Origin of the sequence: Metapseudomonas resinovorans DSM 21078 (assembly GCF_000423545.1) — a bacterium.
Lineage (GTDB): Bacteria > Pseudomonadota > Gammaproteobacteria > Pseudomonadales > Pseudomonadaceae > Metapseudomonas > Metapseudomonas resinovorans.
The window spans coordinates 18,101-32,794 of the sequence record NZ_AUIE01000038.1; the positions used below are offsets into that span (position 1 = coordinate 18,101).

The following is a 14,694-nucleotide window of genomic DNA, read 5'->3' on the forward strand; positions in this document are numbered from 1 at the left end:
TATTCCCTGCGCAATGCACTATTACCTTGCTAAGAATCAAGTTCTTATTAATCTTAACCACTAGAACCATCCCTGAATATAAAATCATTATAAAATAAATTAAATAAAGTATTTTATATACTAAGTCAACCTGCGCGAGAGGCCAGTATCTCGATCAGCCTTTCAACTTGACTATTCATATCGAAGTTCTCCTCGAAATACCTACGACCTGAAACCCCCATAGACTCTCGGTCCTCTGGAGTCATATTGTAGAGAATCCTAATGCAGCCAGCTAACGAGTGCGCATCCTCGGGAGGACATACAACTCCCGCGCCAGACTCTGCCACTACCCGCGCCCCTTCACCATCAAGCGAGGCAACTATCGGTCTTCCGGCGGCTAAATAGGCCTGTACCTTACTTGGAATGGTCGAGGAGAATATCTTCTGGTCTTTCAGAGAAACCAGCAATGCGGAGGAAACCTTGAAGATATGAGGCATGGACTCCATTGCAAACCGTCCTGGTATCACAAGATTGCTCAGGCCCAGCAATTCCTTCTGGGCCTTGAGCCAACCGGACATACTACCACTGCCGACCACAAATATTTTTATGTCTTTACAGTCTTGCAAAAGAGCAGCTGCATCAACGATCGTTTCTATTGCCTGAGCACTTCCAACGTTCCCGGCAAAAACAACCCCGAAGCATCCCTCAAGCTCCCTGGAGAGCTCTAGCGGAATCGCTCCACCCGCTCCAGTAATGGACTCTGGATCAATGGAGTTTGGGAAATAGATTATTTTTGAAGCAGAGGTATATGCTTTTACGGGCTCAAAAAAAGCACGCGATTGAATCAGAACAGTATTGCAGCAGGAGTAGATGATACGAACTACCTTCCCAACAAGCTTCAGTGCAACGCCTTTCTTGACAAACCCCGTAGCGGAGAGGCTTTCAGGCCAAAGATCCTGAACCCAGACCGCCAAATGTGCTCCTTTTATCCACTTCAATAGAATTGCCGGGATTGCTTGCGTTATTGGCGAAACTGCAAATACCAGGATAAAGTCAAAGTCTCTCCCTCTAAGCAATCGCGGCAGATACCAGACACCCGAAGCAACAAAAGAAAGATAATTCAGAGCGAGATTTAATGCGCCGCCTTTTCCGCGCGGACGCAGAGGCACCCGAACCACCTCGATTTTATCCAAGTAGCTTTCGACCTGAACACCTGACCTTTCATAGCCACTAAAAATCTCACCGTCTGGGTAATTTGGCTTACCTGTTGCAACAACTACTTCGTGCCCATTCTCAACCAACTTCCTCGAGAAATCATTTATCAGGAAGTTCTCCGGCCAAAAATACTGAGAAACGATCAAAATCTTCATACGTTAGATACTTTTCATAAATCCATTTACCTCTCCAACGATGCCACTCGAGATAAACAGAACTGATCTCACCACATCCCGCAGCACAGACCAATCAATAAAAATTAAAGCTTCAGGGTATCAACTAAACTCCCCGACATCAGAAGGTGCAGCGTAACTTTCCGGTAACTTCTACTAATGGCCACCCCAGACGCCTAAGAACGCAACTCGAGACTTTAAATCGAAGCCGCACGGGCCGCCTTACCTGAAACCATTGAGCAGAGCAGGTGATAAGCAACATTAGCCACCACAAGAAAGCGCTCTGCGCCACAGCACTGCTATCAAGGCTATTCGAGAACAATTAAGAACGATTCGCTCATGCCCCACGACTGTAAAGAGCAGTATGGATAGAAGGAGCAACGCAGCCCTCCTTAAGGAAAGGCTCGTTCTATCACACAGGGACCTCAAGACTCCCTTTTAACCCTCTTCATTGACTCGATCGCGCAATTCCTTGCCCGGCTTGAAATGCGGCACGAACTTGCCATCCAGACGCACAGACTCGCCGGTCTTGGGGTTTCGCCCAACTCGCGGCGCGCGGAAGTGAAGGGAAAAGCTGCCGAAGCCACGAATCTCTATCCGATCCCCTGTCGCCAAGGCCTGGGACATCTGCTCCAGCATGGTCTTGATAGCAAGCTCGACATCCTTGGACGACAGCTGGCCCTGATGGGTGACAATTCGTTCGATCAACTCCGACTTGGTCATGGTTTTCCCTTCTAATTCAAGCGGCTAGATCAGCTCACTGAGTTTTTAGCACGCCGACGGAGCTTTGAACAGCCCAAACGCCAGAAGGGAAAACGCAGATAACAAAAAGGGCGGCCTAGGCCGCCCTTTTTGCTAATGGAGAGGGTGATTAGCCCTGGTTCTCCATCTGAGCACGAATCAGGTCACCAATGGTGGTCGGGCCGGTAGACTCGACTTCCTGCTTGCGCAGTTCCTTCATGGCGTCCTTCTCGTCATCAACGTCCTTGGACTTGATGGAGAGGCTGATTACGCGGCTCTTACGGTCGATGCTGATGATCTTGGCTTCAACTTCTTCGCCTTCCTTCAGCACGTTGCGCGCGTCTTCAACGCGGTCACGGCTGATTTCGGAAGCTTTCAGAACGCCTTCGATCTCGCCACCGAGGCTGATAACAGCGCCCTTGGCGTCAACTTCTTTCACGGTACCGCGAACGATGCTGCCTTTCTCGTGCATGGAGGCGTAGCTGGAGAACGGATCGTCTTCCAGTTGCTTGATGCCCAGGGAGATGCGCTCGCGCTCCGGATCAACGGAGAGGATGACGGTTTCCAGCTCGTCGCCCTTCTTGAAGCGGCGAACGGCTTCTTCGCCAACTTCGTTCCAGGAGATGTCGGACAGGTGAACCAGACCGTCGATGCCGCCTTCCAAGCCGATGAAGATACCGAAATCGGTGATCGACTTGATGGTGCCGGAGATCTTATCGCCCTTGTTGAAGCGGCTGGAGAAGTCTTCCCACGGGTTGGACTTGCACTGCTTGATGCCCAGGGAGATACGACGACGCTCTTCGTCGATGTCCAGAACCTGAACTTCCACTTCGTCGCCAACCTGAACGACTTTCGACGGGTGGATGTTTTTGTTGGTCCAGTCCATTTCGGAAACGTGCACCAGGCCTTCCACACCCTCTTCCAGCTCGGCGAAGCAGCCGTAGTCGGTGAGATTGGTAACGCGAGCAGTAACGCGAGTACCTTCCGGGTAGCGCGCCTTGATGGCGACCCATGGGTCTTCGCCCAGCTGCTTCAGACCCAGGGAAACGCGATTGCGCTCGCGATCGAACTTCAGGACCTTGACGTCGATCTCGTCACCAACGTTGACGATCTCGGACGGATGCTTGATGCGCTTCCAGGCCATGTCGGTGATGTGCAGCAGACCATCTACGCCGCCCAGGTCAACGAACGCACCGTAATCGGTGAGGTTCTTGACGATACCTTTGACTTGCTGGCCTTCCTGCAGGGATTCCAGCAGAGCTTCGCGCTCGGCGCTGTTCTCGGCTTCCAGGACGCTGCGACGGGAAACGACAACGTTGTTGCGCTTCTGGTCGAGCTTGATGACCTTGAATTCGAGCTCTTTGCCTTCCAGGTGGGCGGTGTCGCGCACAGGGCGCACATCCACCAGGGAGCCCGGCAGGAACGCGCGGATGCCGCTGACGTCGACGGTGAAACCGCCTTTGACCTTGCCGTTGATAACGCCTTTGACCACTTCCTCGGCGTTGAAGGCTGCTTCCAGAACCAGCCAGGACTCGGCACGCTTGGCTTTCTCGCGGGACAGCTTGGTTTCACCGAAGCCATCTTCCACAGCGTCAAGCGCAACGTGGACCTCGTCACCCACCTTGATGGTCAGCTCGCCTTGTTCGTTGTAGAACTGCTCGACCGGGATGACGCCCTCGGATTTCAGGCCAGCATGGACGGTGACCCAGTCACCATCGATGTCGACCACGATGCCGGTGATGATTGCACCCGGCTGCATGTCGAGGGATTTCAGGCTTTCTTCAAAAAGTTCTGCAAAGCTTTCGCTCATGTTCATACCTGTAGTCAAAGGCCAGGAAAGGCCCTATTCCGCACTCCAGCCAATGCGGTCAAGTCATCAATAGAGGCAGCGGGGATCGAAGCTGGTATCCCGCGCTGCCCCAGTGGCGCCCTTTCCAACCGAAGCTGGTAGTGACGCAAATCCTAGGGGTTGACACCGGCTTTTTCGACCTCAAAACGGAGGAATCGAGCCGATATAAGGGCTGGAATGGTAGCAACGGGGCTGACGCCCGTCAATTCCAGGCCCTCAGGCATTTCGTAAGGGTGCGGCAGTCTACAGCAGAGCGCCCGCGCCCTGTAGATAAAGCGCCAGACGGTGCAGCATGGCGTCACAGGCAGCCAACTGTTCGAGGCTGATGAATTCGTCCGGCTTGTGGCCCTGATCCATGCTGCCGGGGCCGCAGACCACAGTGGGAATACCGCTTTGATCGTACAGCCCGCCTTCGGTACCGAAGGCAACGGTTCCGAATTCCGCCGAACCACTGATTAATGCCAACAACTGTGCTGCTTCACTATCAGGCGATGTCGCCAGCCCTGGATAAGCACTCAACGGCTGGAGGCGAATGCCAGTGTCAGGTTGAACGACGCGCATTTTCGGCACCAGCTCCGTTTCAGCGAAAGACTGCAGCTCGTCGGCTACTTGCCTTGCATCGAAATTCGGCAGCGCCCGCACTTCGAAATCGAACTCGCACTCCGCCGGCACGATGTTCAGCGCCCGCCCGCCCTTGATGGTGCCAGTCTGCACGGTAGAGAACGGGGGGTCGAAACGCTCATCATGGCGCTCCGGTCGCGCCAGTTCGGCACCGATCTCTCCAAGTTTGCCGATCAACCTTGCTGCGTATTCGATGGCGTTGACACCTTGAGGCGCATAAGCCGAATGACAGGCGGCACCCTGCACCTGGCAGCGCATCGCCAGCTTGCCCTTGTGCCCGAGCACAGGCTTCAGTTCAGTAGGTTCGCCAATCAGACAAAGCCACGGCTTGTGCGGTCTGCTCTCCAGCTCAGCGAGCATCGGCCGCACACCCAGGCAACCGACTTCCTCGTCATAAGAGAAAGCCAGATGCACCGGCATCTGCAGCGGCCGCTCAAGAAAGCCGGGCACCGCCGCCAACACGGAGGCGATAAACCCCTTCATATCCGCCGTGCCGCGCCCATACAGCCGCCCTTCCCTGTCGGTCAGGCGGAATGGGTCGACCGTCCAGGCCTGCCCGTCCACCGGCACCACGTCGGTATGCCCGGAAAGCACGACGCCACTCCGATCCCGGGGACCGATGGTGGCAAACAGATTGGCCTTGGTCCGCTCCGCGTTGTAGAAGAGCTCGCTCTCCACCCCCAACTCCGCCAGGTAATCCCTGATGAAGGCGATGAGCTCCAGATTGGAATCCCGACTGACGGTCGCAAATCCGACCAGCCGCTCCAGCAATGCGCGACTGCCCGACTCACTCATCACCCGGCACCCCGTAGCTGGGTGCGGCGGTAGGGTCCAGCGCCCGAGTCAGGTAGTCCTGCATCTGCGGCCGATAGGCCTGCCATAGCCCGTCCAACTGCCCGATGGGGTCCTCATCAGCCCAGTCCACTCGCAGGTCGACGATCGGCCAAGTGAGATCCCCCACCACCTTGAGCGCCGCCGAATGAACAGGCCCAGCCTCACCGCCCGCCGACATCGCGGCATGCATCGCCGCCAGTAGCCGGTCGGCCAGCATCCCCGGTGCAGACTCAAAGGCCTGCACCATGGCTTCTATGACATGACGACCGGACAGCAGGTTACCCGCTGCAGCGCATTGCTCGCCTGCCTCGGCGTTGTGCACGCCCAAGGCTTCGCTGCCGCTGAACAGCGCGACGCGGCCCTGGCTATCGATCACCGTCACCTGCCGGTACTGGCTCCAGCCATTGCTGCTCAGCGCGCGATCCAGGGCCGCCGCCGGCTCCAGCTGACCATCCAGCAGATCGAGAATCTGCGGCCCCAGGGCCGGCAGCGTGACGTTCTGCGTCGCCACCGCTCCCACGCCGGCACGAACCCACGGACAACGGGCGCCAACGGCGATGCTCGATGAGCTGATGGCAATTCCGAGCTGGCCCGTCTCAGAGCAGCGCCCAATGATGGAGAACGTCATAGCCTTGCTCCTTATGCCTTCGCCGGCTGCCAGTCATCCGGAATCACCGCGATCACGTCGATCTCCATCAGCCACTGGGGTTGGCCCAGGGCCGACACCACCAGGCCGGTGGAAATGGGGAACACGCCCTTCAGCCATTTGCCCACCTCCTGATAGACCGGCTCGCGGTAACGCGGGTCGATCAGATAGGTGGTGGTCTTGACGATATGAGACAGGTCGCTGCCCGCCTCCTCCAGCAGTTGCTTGACGTTCTTCATCGCCTGCTCGGTCTGAGCACGCGGGTCGCCGAGCCCTACCAGGCGACCTTCGAAATCGGTCCCGACCTGTCCGCGGACATAGACGGTATTGCCGGCGCGCACGGCCTGGCAGAGGTCATTGTCCAGCGACTGGTTCGGATACGTATCTTTGGTGTTGAACATGCGGATGCGGGTATGAGTAGGCATCGATTTACTTCCATTAATCTGACTGTTTGAACCTGCGAATCAGGGCGCGTGCCATCAGGACTTTTCTATCGATCAGTCTTCTGCCTGGCGCTGCGAGGGGTCGCGGTAAGCGAGGTATTTGCGCTGCGTGGCGATATGGTCAGCAATGTGCTTCGCATCGTGCCAAACGCCCCAGATGAATGTGGAGCCACGACGCGACAGCCACGGCAGGCCGACGAAATAGATACCCGGCTCGCTAGAAACACCGCGCTGATGCTGCGGCTTGCCCTTGGCGTCGAAGGCGTTGACCTTCAACCAGCTGTAATCAACTGCATAACCGGTCGCCCAGATGATCGAAGTGACGCCGGCCTTGGCGAGGTCCAGCTCGAGAATCGGGTTGCTCACGCATTCCGGATCCGGGTAGGTAACGCGGGCTTCGGGCTCCTCCGGGAGATCGAGACCATTGCGCGCGATATAGGCATCTGCGGCATCCAGCAAGGACAGATAGTTCTCGTCACCGCGGGCGATGTTGTCCGCCAGGTCCTGTTGGAATGCCACCAGGTCGCCATCGAACGACTTGGTCAGACCAACGAGCGTCACGCCCTGATGGGCCAGGCCACGGAAGTCGACCGTATGGCCGCCACGGGCACCGCTTACAGCAATGGTCACGTGTTCTTTGCCCGGCTGCGCGGCTTCCGCATCCCACAGGCCAAGCACGCCGAGCCACCAGCAGAAATCGCGGTTGCGGTAGGCACGCGGCGGACGATCATGCGGGCCAACTGACAGATAGACCTGCTTGCCGGCGCGCTGCAGCTCATCAGCAATCTGCACGCCCGACGATCCGGCCCCCACCACCAGCACGCCGCCCTCTGGCAGTTGCTGCGGATTGCGGTACTGGGCGGAGTGGATCTGCGTGACCTTCGCATTGGTGGGTGCGATCGGCGGGATGATCGGGCGCTGGAAAGGTCCGGTAGCGGCCACCACACGGTTTGCCTGGATCACGCCCTCGGACGTTTCAATGGTGAAACCCGGACGGTCGGTATTGCGTACTACCGACTTCACTTCCACGCCGGTGCGGATGGGGGCATCGAACTGCTTGGCATAGGCTTCGAAGTAATCCGCAACCTGTTCTTTCGGGGCGAAGGCATCGGGATCGAGGTCGAACTCCAGTCCCGGGAAGCGATCGTGCCAGGCCGGGCCATTGGCAACCAGCGAATCCCAGCGCCCCGTGCGCCAGGCTTCGGCGATGCGATTGCGCTCCAGGACAAGGTGCGGCACCCCAAGCTTGCTCAGGTGCTCACTCATGGCCACGCCGGCCTGACCGGCGCCAACGACAAGCGTATCGATTTCAATGTTCTCAACTGGCCTGTCCGCGCACTTCTGAAACGCAGGTTGGTTCAGGTCGGTCATAGCTTGCCTCCTCTGATTCTGATCATTGTTGTTCTGCTGTTGCGGCTATCTGTTGGGGGTTGGCCGCATTCTGTTCAGAGCGAGGGATTCGCGAAATTATGATTTTTGTAGTCGCTGGCTAGGAAAAAGCTGCCTGCACTGAAAGTGCGCGGCCCGCGTGGCATAAGGCTTTGGCTATAGGTTTTTTAGTTTCAGACGCGACAAATTAAATGGCTTCTCGACGTTTACGGCGCCCGCGGAATCGGCGTGGCGTCAACGTGGCACCGGCGACCCCGCGCTCGCCTGGCTGCGAAGTCGGGTGCTGGCCGGAGCCGACTGAGCCCCACTGATCGAAATCCATTTGCCGCACACCAGCCGCGCCTGATATCTGTATAAATCCACAGTACAAGCCCAACCCAGTTCCCTCTCCATGCCCGCCGCCCTCGAAGATCCGTTTTACTACCTGCACAACTTCCACACGCTGATCGACTGGATCAGCGAGCGCTACAGCGACCTGTTGGATACCGAAGAGCGGGACTTCATCGACGACTTCCGCGCCCTGCCCCGCGCCTCCAGGGCGCTGCTGGTACGCATGGTGATGCGCAAGGGCAATCTGTTCCGCGCCAGCAAGCTGAACTACGCCGAGATCGGCAATACACAGGAAGCGGCGGCGCCCCTGATTGCCCTTGGCTGGGTTGATGCAACGCCGGAACTGGACCTCGCGCAGCTCTTCGGCCTGCTCACCCTGGCCGAGGTGGACGCCTGTTTCGGCCGCTCACCCGGGCGGAAAACCGAGCGCCTGGCGGCCCTGCTCGTCGAGAACCCCGAACCTCGTCCGTTCTCCGACTGGTACCCGACCAGCGACGATTGCATCTACGCCGTCGGCCTGATGGAGATATGCGACCGTCTTCGACTGATGTTCTTCGGCAATCTTTATCAGGACTGGTCGGAGTTCGTGCTCGCCGACCTCGGCATCTACCAGTACGAAAAAATCGAGATCGATGCCTCTGCGCGAGGCTTTCGCGACCGTGCCGATCTCGAGTTCTACCTGCTGCTGCATCGCTGGCGCGAACGCTTCGATGCGGGCGAAGCACTGGATCAGTTGCTGCCCGAACTCCCCCTGGAAACCCATGGCAACCCGTGGCTGGACGCACGTCGGCGCAAGCTGTTGTTCCAGGTCGGCCAGCACTGCGAACGCGGCGGACTGCTGGACGCGGCGCTTGGCCTGTATGGCCTCAGCGACTACGCGGGAGCGCGCGTGCGGCGCATCCGTATTCTGGAGCGTCTCGGTGCCCACGACGACGCGTTCGATCTGGCCCAGACAGCCAGCTCCGCACCAGACAGCGAGGAAGAGCAACAGCACCTGGCACGCATTCTGCCTCGCCTGCGCCGCAAACTCGGTCTGCCCAAAGTGCCTCCCGCCGCCAGCACGCCAGTGCGGCGTATCGACCTGGTCCTGCCGCAGCCGCCAGAACCGCTATCGGTGGAGCACGCGGTGCAACTGCATCTGCACGAGGACGACGCCCCTGTGCATTACGTGGAAAACACCCTGCTCAACTCGCTGTTCGGCCTGCTCTGCTGGGATGCCATCTTCGCCGCCTTGCCGGGCGCCTTCTTTCATCCCTTCCACAACGGCCCAGCGGACCTGCTCAGCCCGGATTTCCATGTGCGCCGCGCGACGCTGTTCGACGCCTGCCTGGCGCAACTGGATGGCGACGAGTACCGAACCAGCATTCGTCGCACCTACGCCGCCAAGCAAGGGCTGCTGTCGCCCTTCGTTTACTGGGGCAACCTCGATGAAGCGCTGCTGGACCAGGCGCTGACCTGCCTGCCGGCAACGCAGCTCAAAGCCTGCTTCCAGCGAATCCTGGCCGATATCAAGGCCAACCGCGCCGGTTTGCCGGACCTGATCCAGTTCTGGCCGGAAGAACGTCGCTACCGCCTGATCGAAGTGAAGGGCCCCGGTGACCGCCTCCAAGACAACCAACTGCGCTGGCTGGAGTTCTGCGCCACACACGAGATCCCGGTAGAAGTCTGCTACGTGCAGTGGGCGCAGGACTGACCATGAGCTATAGCGTCGCCGTGCGCGCGCTCTGCGAGTTCACCGCCAAGGGTGGCGACCTCGACCTGCGTTTCACCCCGGCCCCCACCGCCCTGGAAGGCATCGCCGGCCACTCGCTGGTCACCAGCCGACGAGGCGCGGACTACCAGGCCGAACTCTGCCTCAATGGCGAGTTCGGCCCTTTGCGGGTGCGTGGTCGCGCCGACGGGTACGACCCGCATCTCAACCGACTGGAAGAAGTAAAAACCTACCGCGGCGACCTTCAGCGCATGCCGGCCAACCACCGCCACCTGCACTGGGCACAGGTCAAGGTCTATGGCTGGTTGCTCTGTCAGCAGCAGGAACTGCAGGAGATCGAACTGGCGCTGGTCTACTTCGACATCGGCAGCCAGAAGGAAACCCTGCTTACCGAACACTATCGGGCCGAGGACCTACGCGCCTTCTTCGAAGAGCAATGCCAGCGATTCATCGCCTGGGCCGAGCAGGAGCTGATCCATGGGCAGGCGCGCAATACTGCGCTGGAAGCGCTCGCCTTTCCCCATACCCGGTTTCGCCATGGCCAGCGCCAACTTGCCGAAGCCGTCTACAAGGCCGTGAGCACCGGCTGCTGCCTGATGGCCCAGGCCCCCACCGGAATCGGCAAGACCCTGGGCACCCTGTTCCCCTTGCTCAAGGCCTTTGCGCGCCAGGGCCTGGACAAAGTGTTCTTCCTCGCCGCCAAGACTCCAGGCCGCCAACTGGCCCTGGACGCCTTGCAGCAACTCGACAGTGGCCCGCTGCGGGTGCTGGAACTGGTCGCCCGAGACAAGGCCTGCGAGTACCCGGAAAACGCCTGTCATGGCGAATCCTGCCCCCTCGCCCAAGGTTTCTACGACCGCCTGCCAGCCGCACGCGAAGCAGCAGCACAACGGCGTTGGCTGGACCGAAACGCCCTTCGCGACGTCGCCCTCGCCCGCCAGGTCTGTCCCTACTACCTGGCCCAGGAAATGGCGCGCTGGAGCGACGTGGTGGTAGGCGACTACAACTACTACTTCGACTCGAGTGCCCTGCTTCATGGCCTGGCCACTGCCAACCAGTGGCGCGTGTCGGTGCTGGTGGACGAAGCCCACAACCTGGTGGAGCGAGCCCGCAAGATGTACTCGGCCGAACTCGACCAGGCGAGCCTCAAGGCCCTGCGCAAGCACGCTCCTGCGGTACTGAAGAAATCCCTGGAGCGGGTCGGCCGCACCTGGAGCGAATTGAACAAGGAACAGGTCGAGGACTATCGCGCCTACGATGCGCCCCCTGCAAAACTGCTGAATGCGCTCCAGGCGGTAGTCACAGCCATTACCGATTACCTCACCGACAATCCCACGGCCATGGACGCCGCCCTGCAGGACTTCTATTTCGAGGCCATGCAATTCAGCCGCATGGCCGAGCAGTTCGACAGTCACTCGCTATTCGACCTCAGCAAGCGCCCCGGAAAAGGCTCGAGCAGCCTGTCCCGCCTGTGTCTGCGCAACCTGGTGCCGGCGCCGTTCCTCGGCCCACGCTTCGCGGCCAGCCGCTCCACAGTGCTGTTCTCGGCCACCCTAAACCCGCGCCATTACTACTGCGACCTGCTGGGCCTGGCCCCCAATACACCCTGGCTGGAAGTGGACTCCCCCTTCAGCGCCGAACAACTCCAGGTGCGGGTAACTGCCGACGTTTCCACGCGCTACCAGCACCGCAGCGCGTCAATTGCCCCCATCGCCGACCTGATGGCCCGGCAGTTCGCAGAACGCCCCGGCAACTACCTGGCCTTCTTCAGCAGCTATGACTACCTCAACCAGGTAGCCAGCCTGTTCGCCCGTCAACAGCCGCACGTACCCATCTGGCTACAAGGCCGGCAGATGGACGAGGCCGAGCGCCACGCCTTCATGCAGCGCTTCGAAGTCGGCGGCCAGGGCATTGGCTTCGCCGTGCTCGGCGGCGCCTTCGGTGAAGGGATCGACCTCCCCGGCGAGCGACTGATCGGCGCCTTCATCGCCACCCTTGGGCTGCCGCAACTGAACCCCGTGAACGAGCAACTGAAGCGGCGCATGGCCGCACTGTTCGGCGCCGGTTACGACTACGCCTATCTCTATCCCGGTCTGCAGAAAGTGGTGCAGGCGGCCGGACGGGTCATCCGTACGACCGAAGACAGGGGCGTGGTCCACCTGATCGACGACCGCTTCGCCCGACCGGACGTGCAGCGGCTGCTACCCAGCTGGTGGTCCGTCGATAGCGCATAGCCTGCAGCGGCGAAGCGCGCTTCGACGCGCCGCCGGCCCTGCCCTATCGCCTGCAGGCGCCCATATCCACCTTCCCCACGAACGGGTTGCCATAGCCCATCACACAAGCCACGCGCTGGTTGCGGTTGCGCTCCCAGGCTTCCACCGGGTACTGGCGGTTCCAGGCGTTGTAGAGCTTGCGGTCCTGGCTGGAAATACGCAGGCCGTAGCGGTCGCTCATGTAGAAATAGGTCCGCGCGATCATCCCGCGGATCTGCTGACGCGGCATCGCCTTGCGCGCCTTGAAGTCCACCACCATGGGGCAGGCTCCGTATTGACTGGGCTTCTGTGGTAGCCACGCGAAGCTGTAGTTGCTGCGGTCGCCATTCACCTCGCCGATGCTCGGCACCAGGTTATGCAGGTCAGCCTCGGCGCGCTGATAGGTCGGGTCGTTCTCCGTGCAGTTCTTGCGCCCGCCTTTCTGCCAGCACTGGCGCTGATGGCCAATCACCCAGGCCGGCACTATGTGCTCCCACTCGATGCGCTTGGCCCGTTGCGGCGCTTTCCTCGGCACATAGCCGCAGCTCTTCAGGTCCACGCGGTTACCCTCGTAACGGCAGCCGCAATAAAACTCCACCGGGTGAGTGGCATAGAGCTTCCAGGCAACCTTCTTGGCTTCATTGAAGGTGCGGGGTGCAGCGGCTTCGGTGGCGGCGGAGAACAGCAGGCAAAACAGCAAGATAGAGCGAATCATCAGGCTTCTAATTCCCGGTACTGCGTCAAGGGGAAATGACTGACAGCAGATTTTTCCTTTGGTTTGGTTGCCATCAGACCGCGGCAACTGCTATCTGTATAAATATACAGTAATTCAGGAAAAGTCCTATGCCTGTATCAGCACCTATCCGCTTGCCGATGCCCGAGCAACCTGTTCCACCGAACGTTCCCTTGCCTTACCAGCTGCCACTGCCCTTCCCGCCCCGTGGCCAGGTGCAGCCCCTGCTCGCCGGCCGGCAGCTGCATTGAACCGCCCGAGGACGCCCAAGATGCTGGATGTACGCCAGTTGAAGTACACGGTGAGCCGCATGGCCCCGGAAGAAATCCGTGAAGCGGTTGAAGAACTGCGCCTGGAAGGCCTGGTGACTGACGGCAAGACGCCGTTCGGGCGCCTGCATTTCAATACCTGCCTGGCAGAGATCGAGGCCCTGTTCCAGCGCGCCGGCTATCACCGGCAATTGGACGTGGTGGGTTATCAGGGCCAGGCCTATGCCCTGTTCGATCCGTCCCGTTGGGAGCCGGTGCAGGTGCTGAGGTGGCTGAAGGAGTATGTGGATTCGCGCGAGGTGGAAAGCGCGTAGGGTGGGCTTCAGCCCACCGGCAAGCGTGAACGGGGACTAGCGCTCGAGATGGAAAGCCCTAGCGTCTCAACGCTTCTGCGCATAAGCCATGAACAGCCCACTACCGACGATGATGGCGATGCCCAACAGGCCAACCTGGTCCGGCGCGTGGTTGAACAGCAACAACCCGAGCAGGCCGGCGAAAACGATCTGGCCATAACCGAAAGGCGCCAGCAACGGTGGCGACGCATGGCGAAAGGCCTGGGTCAGCAGCATGTGCCCACCCATGCCGCAGGCGCCCAGGGCCAGCATCAGCAGGCTGTGTCCGAGGCTGTCGGGCAGATGCCAGAAGAACGGCACCAGAGCACTCATAATCAGCGTGTTGGTCAGGCCGGTGATGAAGTTGGTGGTCGCGGCGCTATCGCTGCGGCTGAGGATGCGCGTGGTCAGCTGATAGAAGGCGAAGCAAACAGCCGCCGCCAGCGGCAGAAGGATGGCCGGGGTGAACAGCGCACCGCCCGGCCGCACAATCAACAGCACGCCTCCGAACCCCACCAGTACAGCCGCCCACTGCCCACGCGACACCCGCTCACGCAGCAAGGGCACCGACAGCGCCGTGACCAGCAGCGGTGCCAGGAAGATCACCGACGTCGCCTCCGCCAGCGGGATGTAGCGCAGCCCGGTGGTGAACAACAGGCTGACGCCTATCAGACACAGGGCCCGCACTACCTGCAGCAGCGGCCGCTTGGTCCGCAGTACACGCCCACCTTCGCGCGGCAGCAGATACCCCGCCATCAGCAAGGTGTGCACCAGGTAGCGCACCCACACCACCATCACGATGGGATAGAAGGCCGACAGGTACTTGGAGATGGCGTCGTGGCTGGAAAACAGAAAGGTAGCCAGACAGACCAGCACAATGCCTTTCAGGGGCTGGTCGATGCGCTGCGGCAAGTGGCTCTGGGCACTCATGGAAAGGTCCGGAAGGTCTGCCAGGGAGGGCCAGGTTGTGCACGAAACGTCGTTGAGTGCAGGCACATTTCGCACAGAGCCTAGGTAGCAGACTAATGATTAGGCGGCTCAAGATATCGGCTTACCTGGCGTGACTCAAGGGGCAGGCTAGAGCAGATATGCACGGTCGGGTCCGCGCATGGCCTGTAGTCGATCTTCAACAATCGGCCTGCCGACGAGCAGGTCCAGGACATGTAGCTGACGCTGA

12 protein-coding genes are annotated in these 14,694 nt (G+C 59.9%); 3 read left to right on the plus strand and 9 right to left on the minus strand.

The features are described 5' to 3' along the window. Positions 1 to 125: 125 nt before the first annotated feature. From G559_RS0121540 to G559_RS0121570, 7 genes are all read right to left on the minus strand, one after another. Positions 126 to 1,349 (minus strand): glycosyltransferase family 4 protein, encoded by a 1,224-nt coding sequence (locus tag G559_RS0121540; protein ID WP_028630233.1) that lies wholly within the window; start codon positions 1,347 to 1,349, stop codon positions 126 to 128. Positions 1,350 to 1,805: 456 nt separating this feature from the next. Further along, positions 1,806 to 2,090: an integration host factor subunit beta gene (gene ihfB, locus G559_RS0121545; protein ID WP_028630234.1), complete on the minus strand. Its 285-nt coding sequence runs from the start codon at positions 2,088 to 2,090 to the stop codon at positions 1,806 to 1,808. A 148-nt stretch (positions 2,091 to 2,238) separates the two neighbouring features. Beyond that, positions 2,239 to 3,918, minus strand: a complete 1,680-nt coding sequence (gene rpsA / locus G559_RS0121550; RefSeq protein WP_028630235.1) for a 30S ribosomal protein S1 — start codon at positions 3,916 to 3,918, stop codon at positions 2,239 to 2,241. Between the two features lie 282 nt (positions 3,919 to 4,200). Then, entirely contained in the window at positions 4,201 to 5,373 is a 1,173-nt protein-coding gene (argE, locus tag G559_RS0121555) for an acetylornithine deacetylase (RefSeq protein ID WP_028630236.1), read from the minus strand. Continuing rightward, the gene (locus G559_RS0121560) at positions 5,366 to 6,040 is read right to left on the minus strand and encodes a DUF1028 domain-containing protein (protein ID WP_028630237.1); all 675 of its coding nucleotides are present in this window, start codon (positions 6,038 to 6,040) and stop codon (positions 5,366 to 5,368) included. The genes argE and G559_RS0121560 overlap by 8 nt, the downstream gene beginning before the upstream one ends. An 11-nt stretch (positions 6,041 to 6,051) precedes the next feature. Continuing rightward, positions 6,052 to 6,483 (minus strand): RidA family protein, encoded by a 432-nt coding sequence (locus tag G559_RS0121565; RefSeq protein WP_028630238.1) that lies wholly within the window; start codon positions 6,481 to 6,483, stop codon positions 6,052 to 6,054. 72 nt (positions 6,484 to 6,555) lie between these two features. Next, complete coding sequence (locus tag G559_RS0121570; protein ID WP_028630239.1) at positions 6,556 to 7,872, minus strand: flavin-containing monooxygenase; 1,317 nt, start codon at positions 7,870 to 7,872, stop codon at positions 6,556 to 6,558. Positions 7,873 to 8,281: 409 nt separating this feature from the next. On the opposite strand from G559_RS0121570, the gene G559_RS0121575 reads away from it, so the two are divergent. Both G559_RS0121575 and G559_RS0121580 read left to right on the plus strand, forming a co-directional pair. Next, entirely contained in the window at positions 8,282 to 9,913 is a 1,632-nt protein-coding gene (locus G559_RS0121575; protein WP_028630240.1) for a VRR-NUC domain-containing protein, read from the plus strand. 2 nt (positions 9,914 to 9,915) lie between these two features. Continuing rightward, positions 9,916 to 12,165, plus strand: coding sequence for an ATP-dependent DNA helicase (locus G559_RS0121580; RefSeq protein WP_028630241.1), 2,250 nt, complete (start codon positions 9,916 to 9,918; stop codon positions 12,163 to 12,165). A gap of 43 nt (positions 12,166 to 12,208) precedes the next feature. Here G559_RS0121580 and G559_RS0121585 read toward each other — a convergent pair whose 3' ends face one another. Next, a complete protein-coding gene (locus G559_RS0121585) occupies positions 12,209 to 12,898 on the minus strand; it encodes an endonuclease (protein WP_036997698.1) in 690 nt (229 codons plus the stop codon). Between the two features lie 289 nt (positions 12,899 to 13,187). Between G559_RS0121585 and G559_RS0121590 the strand changes: the two genes are divergently transcribed. Next, a complete protein-coding gene (locus tag G559_RS0121590) occupies positions 13,188 to 13,499 on the plus strand; it encodes a hypothetical protein (RefSeq protein WP_028630243.1) in 312 nt (103 codons plus the stop codon). A gap of 66 nt (positions 13,500 to 13,565) precedes the next feature. Here G559_RS0121590 and G559_RS0121595 read toward each other — a convergent pair whose 3' ends face one another. After that, positions 13,566 to 14,447, minus strand: a complete 882-nt coding sequence (locus G559_RS0121595) for a DMT family transporter (RefSeq protein WP_028630244.1) — start codon at positions 14,445 to 14,447, stop codon at positions 13,566 to 13,568. Between the last annotated feature and the right edge of the window lie 247 nt (positions 14,448 to 14,694).

Excerpts from the sequence above, each read along its gene's own strand:
- G559_RS0121540 (WP_028630233.1), bottom strand. The coding sequence starts at position 1,349 with ATGAAGATTTTGATCGTTTCTCAGTATTTTTGGCCGGAGAACTTCCTG.
- ihfB (WP_028630234.1), bottom strand. The coding sequence starts at position 2,090 with ATGACCAAGTCGGAGTTGATCGAACGAATTGTCACCCATCAGGGCCAG.
- rpsA (WP_028630235.1), bottom strand. The coding sequence starts at position 3,918 with ATGAGCGAAAGCTTTGCAGAACTTTTTGAAGAAAGCCTGAAATCCCTC.
- argE (WP_028630236.1), bottom strand. The coding sequence starts at position 5,373 with ATGAGTGAGTCGGGCAGTCGCGCATTGCTGGAGCGGCTGGTCGGATTT.
- G559_RS0121560 (WP_028630237.1), bottom strand. The coding sequence starts at position 6,040 with ATGACGTTCTCCATCATTGGGCGCTGCTCTGAGACGGGCCAGCTCGGA.
- G559_RS0121565 (WP_028630238.1), bottom strand. The coding sequence starts at position 6,483 with ATGCCTACTCATACCCGCATCCGCATGTTCAACACCAAAGATACGTAT.
- G559_RS0121570 (WP_028630239.1), bottom strand. The coding sequence starts at position 7,872 with ATGACCGACCTGAACCAACCTGCGTTTCAGAAGTGCGCGGACAGGCCA.
- G559_RS0121575 (WP_028630240.1), top strand. The coding sequence starts at position 8,282 with ATGCCCGCCGCCCTCGAAGATCCGTTTTACTACCTGCACAACTTCCAC.
- G559_RS0121580 (WP_028630241.1), top strand. The coding sequence starts at position 9,916 with ATGAGCTATAGCGTCGCCGTGCGCGCGCTCTGCGAGTTCACCGCCAAG.
- G559_RS0121585 (WP_036997698.1), bottom strand. The coding sequence starts at position 12,898 with ATGATTCGCTCTATCTTGCTGTTTTGCCTGCTGTTCTCCGCCGCCACC.
- G559_RS0121590 (WP_028630243.1), top strand. The coding sequence starts at position 13,188 with ATGCTGGATGTACGCCAGTTGAAGTACACGGTGAGCCGCATGGCCCCG.
- G559_RS0121595 (WP_028630244.1), bottom strand. The coding sequence starts at position 14,447 with ATGAGTGCCCAGAGCCACTTGCCGCAGCGCATCGACCAGCCCCTGAAA.